We start from the raw sequence: 16,158 nt of genomic DNA, 5'->3' as shown, positions 1-16,158 counted from the left end.
GGGCGCGGGCGGTAGTGGGCGGGCGCGAATCACTGCTCCAGGCCGAGCGTCATCGGGCCGGAAGCGGCCTGCGGCGCGAGATCTCCTTGGCGGGGTTGCCTTCCCACTGCGCGCGCGGCGGCATTTCCTCGCCTTTCATGAGGAAGGCGTCCGAGGTGACGATCGCGCCGTCGCCCATGGTCACGCCGTAGTGGACGAGGGCGTTGACGCCAACGGTGCAGCCGGAGCCGAGCGTGCTGTAGTCGGCTTTGAAGGCGCCGTCCTCCTGGGAGTGGCACTGGATTCTGCTGCCGATGTTGAGGGTGCAGTCGTCTCCGATGGTGACCATCGTGCGCTCGGACAGGTAGCAGCCGTCGTCGAAGACCCGCTTGCCGATCCGGACACCCAGCATCCGCCACACCAGGTTCTTGAACGGGGTGCCGTTGAAGAAGTGGAAGTAGGTGGTCAGCGGCACCTTCCAGAATCGTTCGTGCCGCCAGAAGCGCTTGTCGTAGATCGAGCAGAACACCGTGCGCAGCGGGTGGATCGCGGTGAGAGCCCGCTCCACGACGGCGTAGAAGACCACGGTGAGCAGCAGGCTTGACACGGTCGCGAACGCGATCGCCGGCGGTCCCAGCCAGTGGTAGAAGTCGGCTGCCGCCGAGGCGATCAGGGCGATGCCGAACAGGTGCAGCCACCGCACGAACAGGTAGACGCCCATGCTCGCGAGGTTGTGCTTGTTCTTGGCCGCCAGGCAGCTGCGCAGGTCGGCCCGGCGTTCGGGATGGACGTGGTCGCTGTCGCGCTGGACGGTCCGCGGGATCGGAATGCTGGGTGCGCCAAGCAGCCCGGTCCCTTCGCGCACGGGTCCATCGGTGGGGACCATGACCTTGGTGGCGAGCAGGCAGTCGTCGCCCGTCCTCCCGCCGGGCGGGTAGACGATGTGGTTGCCGAGGAAGTTGTGCGGCCCGATCGCGGTGCGGGACATGCGGAACGACGTGCTGGAGTACTCGGCGTTGATCACCGACAGCCCGTCGGCGACCATCGTGGCGGAACCCACCCCGGTCAGGTACGGGGTGTCGTGCTTGACCTCGGTGCCGAAGTTCGAGCCGGTCTGCTGGACCTGCGAGAGGTCGTACCCCAGAGCCCGCAGGTAGTGGACGATGTAGGAGCTGTCGCCGAACAGCATCGTGAAGAACTTGACGTTGGTCATCCGCGCGATCACCCGGTGGGCGAAGTACTGCACGCCGTAGAGGCGGTAGACCTTCCCGGGTTCGATGATCAGGTTGATCAGCCGGGGAACGGTGAGGACCGATACCAGGCCGATGACCGCGGAGCCGAGGAACAGCACGAGCGATGCCACCAGCGCGTCGGTGTAGAACGCCGAGGTGGTCAGCGCCGTCGGTCCGGGTTCCAGCAGGGCCGCCAGCTGCGGGACCGCGGCCAGCAGCATGACGACGCCGCCGATCACCACGGGCAGTTGCAGGGCGAGCAGCGCGACCAGGCGCAGGACGCTGTAGACGACGCGGCGCGGTGTTCCGCATGGCGCCGGGGCGATGATGTCGAAGTCCGCGTGGGCGCGCTGCGCCGGAGTGCCGTGCCAGACCTCGCCCGCGGGTACCGCCTGCCCGGGGTGCAGCGAGGAGGCGCGGCCGAGCTGGGCACCGTCGCCCATGGAGGTGCCGATGTCGAGCACCGCGGCTTCGCCGACGTGGACGCGCTCGCCGAGGGTGACGGTTCCGGTCTGGATGCGGCCGGCGTGGGCGCGGTAGCCGTTGAGGTAGGAGTCCTTGCGGATGACCGCGTCGTCGCCGACGGACAGCAGATCGGTGCACACGGGAAGCATCCGCGACAGCACGACCACGCGGCGGCCGATCCTGGCACCGAGCGCCCGCAGGTAGAGCGGGTACAGCGGGGTACCGGTGAACAGCACCACCGGGTTGGCGCGCAACAACGTCTTGACGATCCAGAAGCGGACGTAGCCCAGGCTCCAGACCGGGATCTCCCGCTCCTTCCAGCGGCCGACGAGCACCCACTTCACGAGCACCGGAAGCAGGCACACCCCCGCGAAGCCCGCACCGGCGAACGCCGCGGAGCGCAGGTAGATCTCCAGTTCCCCGGAGGCGGCCGAGATCCACTCGTATCCGAGGGCGAGTACCTGCGCCGCGAGCAGGGAGTAGCCGAGGAAGAACAGCAGTTGCAGCGCACCGCACAGGACGTACCGCGCGGAGCTGACGCGCAGCGGTTCCTCGGGCGGCTCGGGTGTCTCGGCGGCCGTGGGCTCGGTCTCGGCAACAGCGGTCGCGAGGTCGTGCGCTGTCGGGAACCGGTAGACGTCTTTGATGGAGACGGAGGGAAGGTCGTCGCGCTTGCGGACTCGCGCGCAGAAGCGAGCCATCAGCATGGAGTCAGCGCCCAGATCGTCGAAGAAGTTGGAGTCGACCGAAACCTGTTCAGCGCCTACGACATCGGACAGCACTTCAGCGAACATCACCTCGGTATTGGTTTTGATATTGGCGAACCTGTCGGCTGGTTTGGGAGATATTCCCGCCACGACACTCCCTAAAGCGGAGATTGCTATGCCCCTTAGTAGAGGGTGCTATCCCGCTTAGTAGAAGGGACGAAGTGCCTTGGTGGCGGTCAGCCGGCGAACGGGAGTCCGGCGAACAGCGTCACGGCCGCGAACAGCAGGCCGGTGCCCGCGACGGTCAGGACGACGGTGGTGGCCAGCGCGGCGATGCTGGAGGTCAGCGCGCGCTTGGCCGGGCTCGATCCCAGCGTGGAGGTTTCGAGGTGGCTCAGGCGCAGGCCGACGTTCCCTTCGCCCATGCTGAGGGAGTTGGCCGGCGCTGACGGGCCTCCGCGATGCTTGGTCAGGGTGAGCAGCGCTGTGCGTACGGCCGTGGCGCCGTGGGAGCGGGCGGCGACGCGGTCGGCGGCGAGTTCGACGGCCGCGCGGACCAGGCTCGGCGAGTGGCGCATCAGCGGAACCCAAGGTGCGGAGTTCGCCAATGCCTGGGCCAAGCCGACGAGGACGTGGTGGCGACCGCGGAGGTGCGCGCGCTCGTGTTCGAGGACCGCGGCGATGTCGCCGCTGCGGAGTTGTTCCCGCACACCTCGGGTTGCCACGACCAACGACGGTGTTCCCGCGACGCTGTAGGCCAGCGGTTCGGAGGCAGGCAGCCACATCGTGGTGAGGCTCCCGGTTTCCGGACTGGCCGTGATCCGCAGGAGGTCCAGGTGGCGGCGGTGGAGTCTCCGCTGTTCTCGCGTGTACCTGACCAGCCCGCGGCAGGCGAGGGTTGACACCACGGCGACCGGGATGAGCAGCAGGGCACCGCTGAGCTCGTGGATCGGGAACGAGCCGTGGTCGAAATTCGCGTAGTTGTGCGCGAACCGCATGAGCAGCAGCATCGGCCCGTGCGTCGGCAGGACGATGATCACCAGCGTGCCGACGGTCGTCAGGAAAGTCGCACCCACGAGAACCGCCCACACGACGAGGACGACCTGCGGGTCGGTGCGCACTTCGAGCAGCTTCCGCAGGACCGCCGGTGCGACGATGGCCAGCAGTGCCGCACCGAACAGGAGAGCGAGCGCGCCGATCATTGGCTTGACCGTTGCCGCAGACCTCGCCGGATCACGGCGTCCTCGTCATCGGAGGCGGACTGGGCGAAGTGCAGCAGCACCGCCTTCGGGTCACCGCTGGATTCGAGGAGCTCCCGCAGCACCCGTGTGGTCGCCTCTTCCCGGTTCTCCCGCGGTGTGTACAGGTATGCCCGGTTCTGCAACTCGCGTGCGACCCAGTTCTTGCGGTGGAGGTTGTCGAGAACCGTCATGACGGTCGTGTAGGCGAGGGCGCGGGTGCTGTTCAACTCGGTCAGCACCTCGCGCACCGACATCGCCCTTCCGGACCGCCACAGGACATCCATCACCGCACCTTCGAGATCACCCAAACCCTGCATGATGCCCCCTCACGCCTCTTTCCAGAGGGTACGAGCCGATGCGTGGCCGAACAAAGACGAAAGACCCGCATCGCGATGCGGATTTGCCCGTCAGAACAGGTTGAGGCTCGAAATCCGGTCGATCACGTACCAGATGACGAACGCGGCGGCGGCGAGGGCCAGGACCAGCATGATGATCAGCGGGCCGCAGCCGCCCAGATCCAGCCTGCGTTTTTCTTCGTGATTCGGCGTTTCGGGAGAGGTCACCGAAGCCTCCAGATCAACTAGGAAGCTTAGTAGCACTAACTCCGGTAGTAGAGACGCCATGGAGCAGGTGGGACCAGGTCGGAAGGACTCTTTTGTTCCCGTTCCGGCAGGGAACTGAGCGACGGGTGCGATGAGCCAGTCAGCAGCACCCGTCGTTCTCCGGGCGGTTGGTGGCTTTGCCCGCGATGGCCGGCTGCCGGACCGGAGCGGTGGGAGCGGGCGGGGCGCCGGGCAGTGGCCGGGTGCGGGCGGCGCGGATGGCGTTGCCGATGACGAGGACCTCGGCCAGTTCGTGCACGAACACGACGGTCGCCAGGCCGAGCACGCCGAAGGCGGCGAGCGGGATCAGCGCCGTGATGATCGCCAGCGAGAGCCCGAGGTTCTGCACCATCACGGCGCGGGCGTGGCGGGCGTGGGCCAGGACCTGGGGGAGGTGGCGGAGGTCTTCGCCCATGAGCGCGACATCGGCGGTGTCGATCGCGACGTCGGTGCCCATCGTGCCCATGGCGATGCCCACGTCCGCGGTGGCGAGGGCGGGGGCGTCGTTGATGCCGTCGCCGACCATCGCGATCGTGCGGCCGTTGCTCAGCGAGCCGAGCAGGCGCGCTTTGTCCTCCGGGAGCAGCTCGGCGTGCACGGTGGCGATACCGGCCTGTTGTGCGAGTGCGGCGGCGGTGCGGGTGTTGTCGCCGGTGAGCATCGCGGTGTCGATGCCCAGGGCGTGCAGCTGCCGGATGGTTTCGGGGGCTTCGCCGCGGAGTTCGTCGCGGACCGCGATCGCCCCGAGCAGGGTGGCGTCGCGTTCGACGAGGACGACGGTGGCGCCGTCCTGCTGCAACCGTTCGACGTCGCCTGCCAGCCCGCCTGTGGTGATCCAGCCCGGCTTGCCCAAGCGCAGCGGGACGCCGTCGAGGTGCCCGCGCAGTCCGTGACCGGGCACTGCGGTGACGTCCTGGGCAGCCGATGGCGGGTCTGCGGCGGCGAGGATCGCCCGCGCCAGCGGATGCTCGCTGCGGGATTCCAGCGCGGCGGCGGTGCCCAGCACCTCGTCCTCAGTGACGCCCGCCGCGGAAACGATCTCCACCACTCCTGGTTCGTTGCGCGTGAGGGTGCCGGTCTTGTCGACCGCGACGGTGCCGACGCGGCCGAGTTCCTCCAACGCCGCGCCGCCCTTGATCAACGCTCCGGTGCGGCTGGCCGCGCCAACCGCCGCGACGACCGTCAGCGGCACGGAGATCGCCAGGGCGCACGGTGAAGCGGCCACCAGCACGACGAGCGCTCGTTCGATCCACAGCAGCGGATCGCCCAGGACCGCGCCCAGCGCGGCGATGACCGCCGCGAGGACCATGATGGCGGGCACGAGCGGCCGGGCGATGCGGTCGGCGAGCCGCTGCCCCCTGCCCTTGCGGTCCTGGGCTTCCTCGACGATGTGCACGATGCGCGCGAGCGAGGAATCCGAGGCCGCAGCGGTGGCCTCGACCTCGACGGCACCACCGCCGTTGATCGCGCCCGCGTAGGCGTTGTCGCCGGGGCCCGCCTCGACCGGCACGGATTCGCCGGTGATCGCCGAGAGGTCCAGGTTCGTGCGGCCGGAGCGGATCACACCGTCGGTGGCCGCGCGTTCACCGGGCCGCAGCAGCATCCGATCGCCCACGGCCAGCTCGTCGGGGACCACCTGGAGTTCGGCGCCGTTGCGCAGCACGGTGACCTTCGGCGGGACCAGGGCCAGCAGAGCCCGCAGGCCGCGCCGGGTGCGGGCGACGGCGTAGTGCTCGAGTCCTTCGGCGATCGAGAACAGCACTCCCAGCAGAGCCGCCTCGGCGAACTGCCCCAGCGCCACCGCCCCGATGGCGGCGATGGTCATCAACGTGCCCACGCCCACCCGGCGACGCAACGCGTTGCGCAGGGCTCCCGGCACGAACGAGAACGCGCCGACCACCGCGGCACCCAGTTCGAACCCGAGACCGACCGGGACGGCACCCGCACGGCCGAGCAGCCAGCCGGTGGTCAGCAGCAACGCCGCCCCCACGGCCAGTTGCAGCTCACGGACCTGCCACAACCGGCCCGAGCCCCGGCTGCCTGCGGCCTCGCCGGCCTGGGTACCGCAGCACTCCGCTCCCACGCCTCAACCCTCCGCTGGTCTGCCGGTCGCCGCGAGGGAGTCGCCCAGGACGGCGGTGGCCAGCACCCGGCCCCGCTCGGTCAACCCGTACATCACGAGCTTGCCGTCACGGCGGGAGGTCACCAGACCGGCCGTCCTGAGCTGGCGCAGGTGGTGCGACGCGAGGTTCTGGGCATGTCCGACCACCCAGGACACGTCGCACACGCACAGCTCGCCACCGGAGAGCAGCGCAGCGGCGATGCGCAGCCGCGTCGGATCGCCCAGGGCCCGGGCCGCCGCGGCGGCGGGCTCGACGGCCGCGAGCTCCGGGAGGCCGCCGCGGATCTCCTCGGCGTGCGGCAGGTCCAGGCACAGCAGGTCGCAGCTGTCGTCACGTTCCACAGTCACATCAACATACTAACGCTCATTGGATTGTTGGCGAGCCCGGACGGCCACCGGCGGGCAGCGCACCGGCAAGCTGTGGATGGTCGTGGAGGACGAATGCCAGGGGAGAGCGCGGTGTCGGAGCAAGCGCGGGGTCTGGTCGCCGGCATGGAACGGCACCAGGTCGCGGTCTACGTCGCGGCGATGGCGGCGGGTGCGCTGGTGGGCCTGGTCGTCCCGGCCATCGCGCCGGGACTGGAGCGCGCGATCAACCCGGTGCTCGCGGCCCTGCTGTACGTGACCTTCCTGCAGGTACCCGCCGCCGAGATCGGCCGCTCGCTGCGGGCAGGCCGGTTCCTGGCCGCCGCGCTGGTGGTCAACTTCCTCGTCGCGCCGCTGGTGGTCGCGGCGATGTTCACCTTCCTGCCCGCCGACCAAGCCGTGCGGATGGGTGTGCTGCTGGTCCTGCTCACCCCGTGTGTCGACTACGTGATCGTTTTCAGCTCCATGGCAGGCGGCAGCGGTCAGCGGCTGCTGGCCGCGACTCCGCTGCTGCTGCTCGCCCAGATGATCCTCCTGCCGGGATACCTCTACCTGTTCATGGGCTCGGAGCTGGCTGCCATCGTCGAGCCCGGACCGTTCGTCGAGGCGTTCCTCGTGCTGATCGTCATCCCGCTGGCGCTGGCCTGGCTCACCCAGGCGTCGGCCGCCCGCCGCACGACCGGCCGGAAGGCCGCCGACGCCGCGAGCACGGCGATGGTGCCTCTGATGGCCGCGACGCTGCTGGCGGTCGTCGGCTCGCAGGTGCCCAAGCTGGACGACAACCTCGCCGACATCACCCGGCTCCTGCCCGTCTACGCGCTCTTCCTGCTCGTCATGGCCTTCGCCGGACTCGCCGTCTCCCGCCTGCTGCGCCTTGACGTGCCCGACAGCCGAGCCATCGTGTTCACCGGTGCGACCCGCAACTCGCTGGTGGTCCTCCCGCTGGCGCTGGCGCTGCCGGACCACCTCGCCATCGCCGCGGTCGTCGTGGTCACCCAAACCCTCGTCGAGGTCATCGGCATGGTGATCTACGTGCGCGCGATCCCCCGGCTGCTGCCCGCCCGCTGAGCGTCGGCGAGCTCGTGCTCGACGGTGCGCAGGATGTGCTGCTGCACTTGGCGCAAGGGCTCGGTCGACTGGTGGGCGCGGCAGAGCAGCATCGCTCCTTCGAAGCTGCTGAGCATCACGGTGGCGAGGTCGGGGGCAGCGCTTTCGGTCACGCCATGGCCGACGAGCCCGTCGGTGAGCGCGCTCAGCCAGCGGTCGTAGGCACCTCGGCAGGCGGCGGTCAGGCCGGGCGAGCCAGGTGCGGAATCCAGGGTGACGGTGGAGACCGGGCATCCCTGGGTGAAGCCCGAATCCCGCAGCGAGGCGGCGAAGTGGTCGGCCATCGCGTTGATCCATTCACGGGCCGTTCCGGTCGCCTGGTGGGCGGTTCGGATCAGGGCGTCGAACTCCGCGCCGGAGGCGTCGATCGCCTCCGTCGCGATCTGCTCCTTGCCGCCGGGGAACAGGAAGTAGGTCGATCCGCGCGGGCCGCCGCTCTCCTCGATGATCTGCGCCAGCCGGGTGCCGCGATAGCCCTGGCGGCGCAGCAGGTCCTGCGCCCCTCTGACGATCTTGCTCCGCGAGTCGGACCGGGTTCTGGGCATCCGCTGCACTCCGGAATCTTCTCGGCTTCGTTGGGATCTTCTCGGCGTCGTTCCAATACTATGTTGGTCAGCATACCTACTGCGGAGGAGAGGCGATGCGAGCTTTCGTGACCGGCGGCTCCGGGTTCGTGGGACGGCGTCTGATCGGGCGGCTGGTCCAGGACGGGCACGCCGTGCGGGCGCTGGCCCGCTCGGACGCCGCGGCGAACCGGGTCGCCGAGGTCGGTGCCGAGCCGGTGTCCGGTGACCTGTCTGACCCGGTGGGGCTCGGCGAAGCGATGAGCGGGAGCGAGGTCGTCTTCCACTCGGCGGCCCGCACCACGCGCGGCGGCGGGTGGAAAGCGTTCGAGCGGGACAACATCACCGGCACCCGCAACCTGCTGGACGGCGCGCGCCGCGCGGGCGTGCGACGGGTCGTGCACGTGGGCACCGAAGCGGCGCTGATGGCAGGCCAGGCGCTGGTCGGCGTCGATGAGACCGCCCCGCTGCGGCCGGACTCACCCGCGGCGTATCCGGCGTCGAAGGCGCGAGCGGAGCGGGCGGTCATCGATGCGAACGGTGTCGGCCTGGAGACGGTGGTGCTGCGCCCCCGCCTGGTCTGGGGCGCGGGCGACACCACGGTCCTGCCCGAGCTGGTCGCCGCGGTCCGGGCGGGGCGGTTCGCCTGGATCGGTGGCGGGCGGCATCTGACCGACACCACGCACGTCGACAACGTCGTGCGGGGACTGCTGCTGGCGGCCGAGCACGGGCGTCCCGGCGAGGCGTACTTCGTCACCGATGGCGAGCCGGTGGTCTTCCGTGACTTCGTCACCGATCTGCTGGCGACCCGGGGGATCGCTCCTCCCGGCCGATCCGTGCCCGCGCTGCCCGCCCGCCTCCTGACCCGGGTCGCCGAAGGGACCTGGAGCACGTTCCGGCTGCGGGGGACGCCGCCGCTGGACTACATGTCGCTCTGGCTCTCCAGCCAGGAGTGCACGATCGACATCACGAAAGCCCGCGACGAGCTGGGCTACGCACCGGTGCGCACTCGGGCGCAGGGGTTCGCCGAACTGCTGGACGCGGCTGGCGGCTGAGGGTGCTACACAAGCGGTGAAACGTTCTTGTCGGAACGCGCTCGGAGGGCCTGATGGCAACCGATGTCCTGCGCGAGTTGCTGGACCGCAATGACGTCGCGGGCATGCAGCGGTGGCTGGCCGAACGCCAGCCCTACGAGGTCGCCGACGAACTCGGCCGCCAGGATCCGATCACCGCGGTGCTGCTGTTCCGCCTGCTCGACAAGGACCGCGCGCTGACGGTCTTCGAGGAGCTCGATCCGGTCGACCAGCAGCACGTGCTTTCCGGACTGCGCGACCAGGCGTTCCACGACCTGGTCGAGGCGATGGATCCCGACGACCGCGCGCGTCTGCTCGGCGAGGCTCCCGCGAAGTTCGCCCAGCGCGTCCTGGCCGGCCTGAGCCTGCGGGAACGGCAGATGACCGCGGACCTGCTCGGCTATCCCGAAGGCTCGGTCGGCCGCTACATGAGTCCCGAGGTCGTGCCGCTGCGCCAGGGGCTCACCGCGAGCCAGGCCCTCGGCTCGGTACGGGCCAAGGGCGCTGATGCCGAGACCGTCTACACCCTGCCCGTCGTCGACGACCACCGCCGCCTCCAGGGCGTGGTCACGCTGCGGCGGCTGGTGCTCAGCCCGCCGGACCGGCAGGTCACCGAGCTGGTCACGGCCGACACGCCGCACGCCTACGCCACCGACGACGCCGAGTCCGCCGCCCGGCTGATGCAGCAGGCCAACCTGCTCGCCCTGCCCGTGGTCGACAGCGAGAACCGCGTCGTGGGCCTGCTGACGATCGATGACGCCGTCGAACTCATCGAAGCCGCCGACACCGAGGACATCGCCCGCCAGTCGGCCACGACGCCGTGGCCGGGCCACTACATGGCCGCCAGCGTCACCCAGCTCGCCCGGTCCCGCGTGGTCTGGCTGCTGCTGCTCATCGTCGCCGCCACGCTGACGGTCAACGTGCTGCAGATCTTCGAGACCACCCTGGCCGAGGTCACCGCGCTGGCCCTGTTCATCCCGCTGCTTGTCGGCACCGGCGGCAACGCCGGTTCCCAGGCCGCCACCGCGGCCGTCCGCGCCCTCGCCGTCGGCGAGGTCCGCACCGGTGACGTGCTGCGCGTGGCCTGGCGCGAGTGCCGGGTCGGGCTCCTGCTCGGTGCCATGCTCGCCGTCGTCGGGCTGCTCATCGGTGCGTTGCTGGTCGATTTCCCCGTTGCCGTGACCGTAGCGTTGTCGGTGGTGGTCATCTGCTCGTGGGCGGCGGTCGTCGGAGCCGCCATGCCGCTGCTGGCGAAACGGATCGGCATCGATCCCGCGGTGGTGTCGGCCCCGTTGGTGACCACGCTCGTCGATGCCACGGGCCTGATCATCTACTTCCTCATCGCCAGGGCCGTCCTCGGCGTCTGAGGGTTGACACCTCCGGAGGTGCTTGAGACCGTCGAACCGCTACCGCGTCCTGCGGATTGAGCCGTGCAGTGCCAAAGCTGCGACGAGAGGGACGCCCGTTCCCTGCGGACGCGGGTTTCCCTTCCTGGAGCGGACTCGGTGCGAGTCCTGGCCGTGAGGGAGGTGTGGGATGAAGCCCAGCCACAGTCCGGTTGCCGATCCCGTCGCTTCCCGCCCGATCACGGCCGGTTCCCACGCTGTGCGGCCGTAGGCGAGTTCCCACCGCCCGGCGGCGACTCGTGCCGCCGCGTGGACGACTCCTGCCGCGATTCGGGCTCTCCGCAAGGAGGTCCGTGATGATCCTGGAACTCACCTGGCAGATTCCCAGCGGTGCAACCGGAAAACTCACCATCGAGATGGGCTCCGGGCAGACCGGCGTCCGGCCGCTGGCGCTCACTCTCGCGGACATCTCGGGCCTGGGACTGGTGTCCAGGCTCGCATTCGCCGCCAGTGACCTCTTCCGCAGCGCGGTGAGGAGATGAACCGGGCCGGCCGGGCCTCGGGGTGGGGCGCGACGAGTCCAAGGTGGTCAGCGAGCCTGGTGCGGTGGCCGCTCCGGGCTTGCGGTGGGTGGGTGTTCGCCGCCGCCGAAGCGGCCCCGTACGGTGGGGCCTCGCGCGTTCGCGCACCTACTCGTCGCCAAACCGAAGCACCCCGTGAAGTAAGGACGGACCATGACCTCTTCAGACGATCGCACCCAGGCGGAGGACGCCGTCGCCGACGAGACCGAGGCGGTTCTGCAGGAGCTCGCGACCAGCGTCGCGCTGCTGCCGCAGGCCCCTGCCGAGGAGGGGGAGGAACAGCCCGAGGGCGCGATCTCGATCCCGGTCATCGAGCAGGAGGGCCAGCAGTACATCCCGGTCTTCACCTCGGAGGAAGCGCTGCGGGAAGCCGGAGCCGACGTCGAGTCCGCCGTCGAGCTGCCGATCGCCGAGCTGGCCGCCAACTGGCCGTCGGACGAGATGTGGCTCGCGGTGAACCCGGCCAGCGAGGACGGCATCGGTCTTCCTGCCGAGGTGGTGCGGATGCTGCCCGTCTACGCCGGCTCCTCGGACGAGGACGAGGTCTGATCCGGGAGGGGCACCGAGGGTGCGGCGGTCGCGTCGAGCCGCCGCACCCGGGGTGATCCGCGGGCAGCGAACGCCCGTGGACAAGCCCGGCGAGCTGCGCCGGTACTTCCCCCGCCGCCGGGAAATCCGGGCGGTTTCGAGCCGGAGTTGACCAGGTGCGGTGCCGGGCCGCCGGTTAGCGTGAAGGTGGCCGGTTCATCGACGTGGGGGCTGCGCAATGGCATTCGCCGAGGCGGGCGGCTGAGCGGACGTGCCCGCGGACAACGGAGAGCCGCGTTTCGACGGCCTGCGTGCGTTGTACGTCAACTGCACGCTGAAGCGGTCGCCGGAACGCAGCCACACCGAAGGACTCATCGGGGTCAGCACCGCGATCATGCGGCGGTACGGCGTCGAGGTCGACGTCGTGCGCGCGGTGGATCACGACATCGCCACCGGTGTGTGGCCGGACATGACCGAACACGGCTGGTCGGCCGACGCGTGGCCGGAGATTTTCCGGGCCGTGCTCGCCACCGACATCCTGGTGCTGTGCGGGCCGATCTGGCTGGGGGACAACAGTTCGGTGATGAAGCGGGTCGTCGAGCGGCTGTACGGGTGTTCGCACCTGCTCAACGACGCCGGGCAGTACGCGTACTACGGCCGGACGGGCGGCTGCCTGATCACTGGCAACGAGGACGGCGCGAAGCACTGCGCGATGAACGTCCTCTACAGCCTCCAACACCTCGGGTACACCATCCCGCCGCAGGCCGATGCCGGGTGGGTCGGTGAAGCCGGGCCGGGCCCGTCGTACTCGGATCCCGGTTCGGGCGGGCCGGACAACGATTTCACCAACCGCAACACCACGTTCATGACGTTCAACCTGATGCACCTAGCGGCGATGCTGCGGCGAGCGGGCGGGATTCCGGCGTACGGCAACCAGCGTTCGGAGTGGGACGCGGGCTGTCACGTGGGGTTCGACAACCCCGACTACCGGTGATCCCTCGCTGCTTTAGTTCTGGTTGGAGCGGTGGGCGTTCTGGAGCCGCCGCAGGCGTCGGGGGAGTGATTCGACCTCCAGCGGGCGGGTTTCGAGCCAGCGGGTCAGCTCCGCGACGTCCTCGGCGGTTTCCACGGGGCCGACGAGGATGACGGGCCCCAGCGGCCTGCGGGTGTCGGTGCACCGCTGCACCAGCACGACCTGGCCCGCGCCGTACGGTGCCGAGATCTTCCTGGTGTGACACCACATCCGGCCCAGCGGGCAGGTCGTGCGCAGGAGCACCGCGTGCGGAAGGCGTCGAATCGTTTCCCTGAGCGCTGCAAGCAACGGACGCTCCCCGCTGTCCCCGCAGCTGTCGCAGACGATCGCGGTGAGGCCGCTGCGGGAATCGTTCTCGGTGCTGTGGCGTGCTTGTGTGGCCATGGATGTCCCTGGTTGCTGCCCGCGGCCGGGTCTGTGTGGTTCCAGTTAAAATGATAACCATTGTCATCAAGCTCGGGCAACCCGCACCGCCGGTCGATGTCTCTTGTGGACAGAACCCATGCTGCCGAGAAGCGGCCACTCGACTCCGTCCTCCGATCGCACTAGTGTCGGAACGTGGTGCTCGGGGACTGCGCAGGTGGCGTGGAGTGAGGTCGGGGGTGTACCTCGATCGCGCGGGCGGTGCGGTCGCCGTGGTCGACGCCAACGGTGTCCGGGCGTCGGCAGCCGTCGATACCCCGACGTCTGACGTGGCGGGTGCGCTTCGAGCCCTGCTGCGCCGGTTGCCGGAGCAGCTCGCCCCGACGTCGGTCTCCATAGCGACGAGCCGGTTTTCCGACGCGCTCGCGGACGCGTCGGAGCTCGCGCCGGTCGCGGTGCTGCGGCTCGCGCACTCCGACCGCAGTGTCCTCCCGCCGCTGTCCGGCTGGCCCGGGCGGTTGTGCTCGGCGGTGCGGGGCTGGTCCGCCGTGCTGCCCGGCGGCTTCGACCTCACCGGCCGCGCGCTCGGCGATCTCGACCTCCCCGCCGTGCTGCGCTTCGCCGAGGACGCCGCGAACCGCGGAGCCCGCGGCCTGACCGTCACCGCTGTCGGCTCGCCGATCCGCGCCGAGCAGGAGATCGCGGTCGCCGAGGCGGTGCACCACGCAGTACCCGAACTGCCGGTGACGCTGTCCCACGAGATCGGCGGCCTCGGCCTTCTCGCCAGGGAGAACACCGCCGTGCTCAACGCGGCGTCCCGCCCGCTCGCGGAACGCGTCGCCGACGAGTGCCGCGCGGTGGTCGACGAGCTGCTGCCCGGCGCCGCCACGCTGTTCACCCGGCACGACGCCGCCGCGATGAACACCGAGTACCTGCGCCGGTTCCCGTTGGCGGCGCTGGAGGCCGACACCGCTGCCGCGCTGCGCGGAGCTGCCGTGCTCGCCGAGACCGGCGACGCCGTCGTCGTGGACCTGCGCGCGGACCGCGCCCGGGCCGGGCTGGTCGACAACGGCTTCCCCCGGCGAGCCACCGACGCCGGGGTGCCGCCGCTGAGCCTTCCGCTGCCCGATGTCGCGGTGGCCGACGACATCGGGCGGACGGTGTCCAGGCTGCGCGGAGCGGCCGAACCCCGTCCGGTCGTGGTCACCGGGACGCCGGAGCGGGCGGCTCGGGTCGCCTCCGCGCTCGGCGCGCGGTGCCCGGCGGACGGCGTCGTCGCCGGAGCCGTCGGCGCCGCGTGGGCGCAGCCCGCGGCCGAGGTGGACCGCGTGGTCGTGGAGTCCGACGACCTGGACCTGGCCACCGCGATCGACCGGGCGGGCGAGGAGGCGATGGTCCGCGCGGTCAGCGCGGGCGCCCGGCCGGACTCGGTGCGGATCGCCGAGGTGCGCACCGGTTCGGTCGCCTACCTGCCGGGCAGCGTGTACCGGGTGCAGGTGCGGGCCACCGGGGTCGCCGCCGAGGTGGTGCGCCCATGACCTGGCAGCCCGCCGGATCGGTCGGACCGGAGGACGTCGACGCGCTGTTCGCGGGCGCGCAGCTGTTCACCTCCGGCGGCGGAGGGGACGGCGGGCGGTTGAGCGTGCCGGTGGAGTGGTTGCGGTCGGTGCTGGCGGGGTCAGGACCGGTGCCGCTGCTGTCCGCGCGGGACGTTCCGGACGGGTGGTGCGCGGCCGTCGGGTTCGTCGGCGCACCGTTCCTGATGGGCGAGCAACTGCCCACCGGCGACGAGGTGCTGCGGGCGATGGGGCGGCTCGAACGCTGGACCGGCCGGTCGTGCACGGCGGTCGCGCCGCTCAACGTCGCCGGGGAGAACGCGCTGCTGCCGGTGCTCGCCGCCGCCGAGCTGGGCGTTCCGCTGCTCGACGTGGACGGGATGGGCCGGGTGTTCCCACTGGTCGAGCAGACCACCTTCGCCCTGGGCGGGGTGTCGCCGACGCCGTTGGCCGCGGCGGGCAGCGGCGGCGAGGTCGTGGTGCTGGACTGCCCGCAGCCGCGCCTGGAGCTCCTGCTCCGGCAGACCGTGCTCAGCTGCGGCGGCTGGGTGGTGTGCGCGTGCTACCCGGCCACCCCGGCGCAGCTGGCGGCGACCGGTGTTCCGGGCGGTGTCAGCCGGGCGCTGGAGGTGGGCCGGCTGCTCACCCGCGCGGCGGTCTCCGGCGACGCGGTCGCCCGCAGGCTCGGCGGCGGGCTGCTCGGGCAGGGCCGGGTGATCGACATCGAGCACCGCACCGCGCGCTGGCGCGAGCGGCGGCTGCCAGCGGGCGCGTCGAGCGTGCTGATCCGCGAGTCCGGTGAGCGCGGGCGGGTGCTGCGGCTCGAAGTGCACAACGAGGTGCTGCTCGTCCTCGCCGACGGCGGCGCGGTGGCGTCGGTGCCGGACGTGATCGGCCTGCTCGGGTTGCCGGACCGGCGGGTGCTCGGGGTCGAGGACGTCGGGATCGGCATGGAGGTGGAGGTGCTGGTGCTGCCCGCCGCGCCGCCGTGGCGCACCCCGGAGGGCATGGCGCTGGCCGGCCCGGAGGCGTTCGGGCTCCCGGACCTGGTGGTCCGGTGAGCGGCGCGGACCCGCTGACCGTCGCCGAGCTCGTCGGCGGCGGACCGCTGAGCGGGGCGACCGAGATCGGCGACGCACCGCTGCGCGCGCAGGTGCACGCGGTGCGCCTGGTGGACGAGCTGGAGGAGATCAGCTCCGGTCTTCCGCACACCGCGCTGGTGCTGACCGAGTCCGCAGCGCGGGGCGGCTGGGCGGTCGAGGTCGCGTTGCGGCGGGCCTGGGAGCGCGCCGCC

16 protein-coding genes and 1 pseudogene are annotated in these 16,158 nt (G+C 70.8%); 9 read left to right on the top strand and 8 right to left on the bottom strand.

Going from position 1 to position 16,158, the window contains the following annotated elements:
• Positions 1 to 49: 49 nt before the first annotated feature.
• From ABD691_RS21845 to ABD691_RS21820, 6 genes are all read right to left on the bottom strand, one after another.
• Positions 50 to 2,470 carry a Pls/PosA family non-ribosomal peptide synthetase gene (locus ABD691_RS21845; RefSeq protein WP_344682594.1) on the bottom strand — a complete coding sequence of 807 codons (2,421 nt, stop codon included), beginning with the start codon at positions 2,468 to 2,470 and terminating at the stop codon, positions 50 to 52.
• Positions 2,471 to 2,619: 149 nt separating this feature from the next.
• On the bottom strand, positions 2,620 to 3,585 hold the full coding sequence (locus ABD691_RS21840; protein WP_344682592.1) for a M56 family metallopeptidase: 966 nt from the start codon (positions 3,583 to 3,585) through the stop codon (positions 2,620 to 2,622).
• The gene (locus tag ABD691_RS21835; protein WP_344682590.1) at positions 3,582 to 3,941 is read right to left on the bottom strand and encodes a BlaI/MecI/CopY family transcriptional regulator; all 360 of its coding nucleotides are present in this window, start codon (positions 3,939 to 3,941) and stop codon (positions 3,582 to 3,584) included. The genes ABD691_RS21840 and ABD691_RS21835 overlap by 4 nt, the downstream gene beginning before the upstream one ends.
• 90 nt (positions 3,942 to 4,031) lie before the next feature.
• Positions 4,032 to 4,187 (bottom strand): hypothetical protein, encoded by a 156-nt coding sequence (locus ABD691_RS21830; RefSeq protein ID WP_344682588.1) that lies wholly within the window; start codon positions 4,185 to 4,187, stop codon positions 4,032 to 4,034.
• A 139-nt stretch (positions 4,188 to 4,326) separates the two neighbouring features.
• Positions 4,327 to 6,309 carry a heavy metal translocating P-type ATPase gene (locus ABD691_RS21825; RefSeq protein WP_344682586.1) on the bottom strand — a complete coding sequence of 661 codons (1,983 nt, stop codon included), beginning with the start codon at positions 6,307 to 6,309 and terminating at the stop codon, positions 4,327 to 4,329.
• A 3-nt stretch (positions 6,310 to 6,312) separates the two neighbouring features.
• Entirely contained in the window at positions 6,313 to 6,690 is a 378-nt protein-coding gene (locus ABD691_RS21820) for an ArsR/SmtB family transcription factor (RefSeq protein WP_425565149.1), read from the bottom strand.
• A 150-nt stretch (positions 6,691 to 6,840) separates the two neighbouring features.
• Between ABD691_RS21820 and ABD691_RS21815 the strand changes: the two genes are divergently transcribed.
• On the top strand, positions 6,841 to 7,782 hold the full coding sequence (locus ABD691_RS21815) for an arsenic resistance protein (RefSeq protein ID WP_344683489.1): 942 nt from the start codon (positions 6,841 to 6,843) through the stop codon (positions 7,780 to 7,782).
• Here the strand turns inward: ABD691_RS21815 and ABD691_RS21810 are convergent.
• On the bottom strand, positions 7,743 to 8,366 hold the full coding sequence (locus tag ABD691_RS21810; RefSeq protein ID WP_344682582.1) for a TetR/AcrR family transcriptional regulator: 624 nt from the start codon (positions 8,364 to 8,366) through the stop codon (positions 7,743 to 7,745). The two genes, ABD691_RS21815 and ABD691_RS21810, sit on opposite strands and share 40 nt — an antisense overlap.
• Positions 8,367 to 8,461: 95 nt before the next feature.
• On the opposite strand from ABD691_RS21810, the gene ABD691_RS21805 reads away from it, so the two are divergent.
• From ABD691_RS21805 to ABD691_RS21785, 5 genes are all read left to right on the top strand, one after another.
• Entirely contained in the window at positions 8,462 to 9,439 is a 978-nt protein-coding gene (locus tag ABD691_RS21805; RefSeq protein ID WP_344682580.1) for an NAD-dependent epimerase/dehydratase family protein, read from the top strand.
• A 53-nt stretch (positions 9,440 to 9,492) separates the two neighbouring features.
• Complete coding sequence (gene mgtE / locus ABD691_RS21800; protein WP_344682578.1) at positions 9,493 to 10,824, top strand: magnesium transporter; 1,332 nt, start codon at positions 9,493 to 9,495, stop codon at positions 10,822 to 10,824.
• Between the two features lie 335 nt (positions 10,825 to 11,159).
• A complete protein-coding gene (locus ABD691_RS21795; RefSeq protein WP_344682576.1) occupies positions 11,160 to 11,345 on the top strand; it encodes a hypothetical protein in 186 nt (61 codons plus the stop codon).
• Positions 11,346 to 11,537: 192 nt separating this feature from the next.
• Positions 11,538 to 11,933 carry an SseB family protein gene (locus tag ABD691_RS21790; RefSeq protein WP_344682574.1) on the top strand — a complete coding sequence of 132 codons (396 nt, stop codon included), beginning with the start codon at positions 11,538 to 11,540 and terminating at the stop codon, positions 11,931 to 11,933.
• A gap of 250 nt (positions 11,934 to 12,183) precedes the next feature.
• A complete protein-coding gene (locus ABD691_RS21785) occupies positions 12,184 to 12,906 on the top strand; it encodes a flavodoxin family protein (RefSeq protein ID WP_344682572.1) in 723 nt (240 codons plus the stop codon).
• Positions 12,907 to 12,918: 12 nt separating this feature from the next.
• On the opposite strand, the gene ABD691_RS21780 is transcribed toward ABD691_RS21785, so the two are convergent.
• Positions 12,919 to 13,329, bottom strand: a complete 411-nt coding sequence (locus ABD691_RS21780) for a hypothetical protein (protein WP_344682570.1) — start codon at positions 13,327 to 13,329, stop codon at positions 12,919 to 12,921.
• 206 nt (positions 13,330 to 13,535) lie between these two features.
• On the opposite strand from ABD691_RS21780, the gene ABD691_RS21775 reads away from it, so the two are divergent.
• From ABD691_RS21775 to ABD691_RS21765, 3 genes and pseudogenes are all read left to right on the top strand, one after another.
• Entirely contained in the window at positions 13,536 to 14,846 is a 1,311-nt protein-coding gene (locus ABD691_RS21775) for a hypothetical protein (protein ID WP_344682568.1), read from the top strand.
• Entirely contained in the window at positions 14,843 to 15,925 is a 1,083-nt protein-coding gene (locus ABD691_RS21770; protein WP_344682566.1) for a DUF917 domain-containing protein, read from the top strand. The genes ABD691_RS21775 and ABD691_RS21770 overlap by 4 nt, the downstream gene beginning before the upstream one ends.
• Positions 15,922 to 16,158: pseudogene (locus ABD691_RS21765) on the top strand (PucR family transcriptional regulator); the annotation flags it as partial. The gene ABD691_RS21770 and the pseudogene ABD691_RS21765, both read left to right, overlap by 4 nt.

The sequence above is a fragment of the Saccharopolyspora taberi genome (assembly GCF_039534165.1).
In the GTDB taxonomy this organism is placed as follows: domain Bacteria; phylum Actinomycetota; class Actinomycetes; order Mycobacteriales; family Pseudonocardiaceae; genus Saccharopolyspora_D; species Saccharopolyspora_D taberi.
The sequence above is the reverse complement of the archived record's forward strand: the minus strand, read 5'-3'. Positions and strand labels throughout refer to the sequence as shown.

What these genes read in the sequence shown, in the direction of transcription:
- ABD691_RS21770 (WP_344682566.1), top strand. Translation starts at nt 14,843, where the DNA reads ATGACCTGGCAGCCCGCCGGATCGGTCGGACCGGAGGACGTCGACGCG.
- ABD691_RS21835 (WP_344682590.1), bottom strand. Translation starts at nt 3,941, where the DNA reads ATGCAGGGTTTGGGTGATCTCGAAGGTGCGGTGATGGATGTCCTGTGG.
- ABD691_RS21790 (WP_344682574.1), top strand. Translation starts at nt 11,538, where the DNA reads ATGACCTCTTCAGACGATCGCACCCAGGCGGAGGACGCCGTCGCCGAC.
- ABD691_RS21810 (WP_344682582.1), bottom strand. Translation starts at nt 8,366, where the DNA reads ATGCCCAGAACCCGGTCCGACTCGCGGAGCAAGATCGTCAGAGGGGCG.
- ABD691_RS21840 (WP_344682592.1), bottom strand. Translation starts at nt 3,585, where the DNA reads ATGATCGGCGCGCTCGCTCTCCTGTTCGGTGCGGCACTGCTGGCCATC.
- mgtE (WP_344682578.1), top strand. Translation starts at nt 9,493, where the DNA reads ATGGCAACCGATGTCCTGCGCGAGTTGCTGGACCGCAATGACGTCGCG.
- ABD691_RS21845 (WP_344682594.1), bottom strand. Translation starts at nt 2,470, where the DNA reads ATGTTCGCTGAAGTGCTGTCCGATGTCGTAGGCGCTGAACAGGTTTCG.
- ABD691_RS21805 (WP_344682580.1), top strand. Translation starts at nt 8,462, where the DNA reads ATGCGAGCTTTCGTGACCGGCGGCTCCGGGTTCGTGGGACGGCGTCTG.
- ABD691_RS21815 (WP_344683489.1), top strand. Translation starts at nt 6,841, where the DNA reads ATGGAACGGCACCAGGTCGCGGTCTACGTCGCGGCGATGGCGGCGGGT.
- ABD691_RS21780 (WP_344682570.1), bottom strand. Translation starts at nt 13,329, where the DNA reads ATGGCCACACAAGCACGCCACAGCACCGAGAACGATTCCCGCAGCGGC.
- ABD691_RS21795 (WP_344682576.1), top strand. Translation starts at nt 11,160, where the DNA reads ATGATCCTGGAACTCACCTGGCAGATTCCCAGCGGTGCAACCGGAAAA.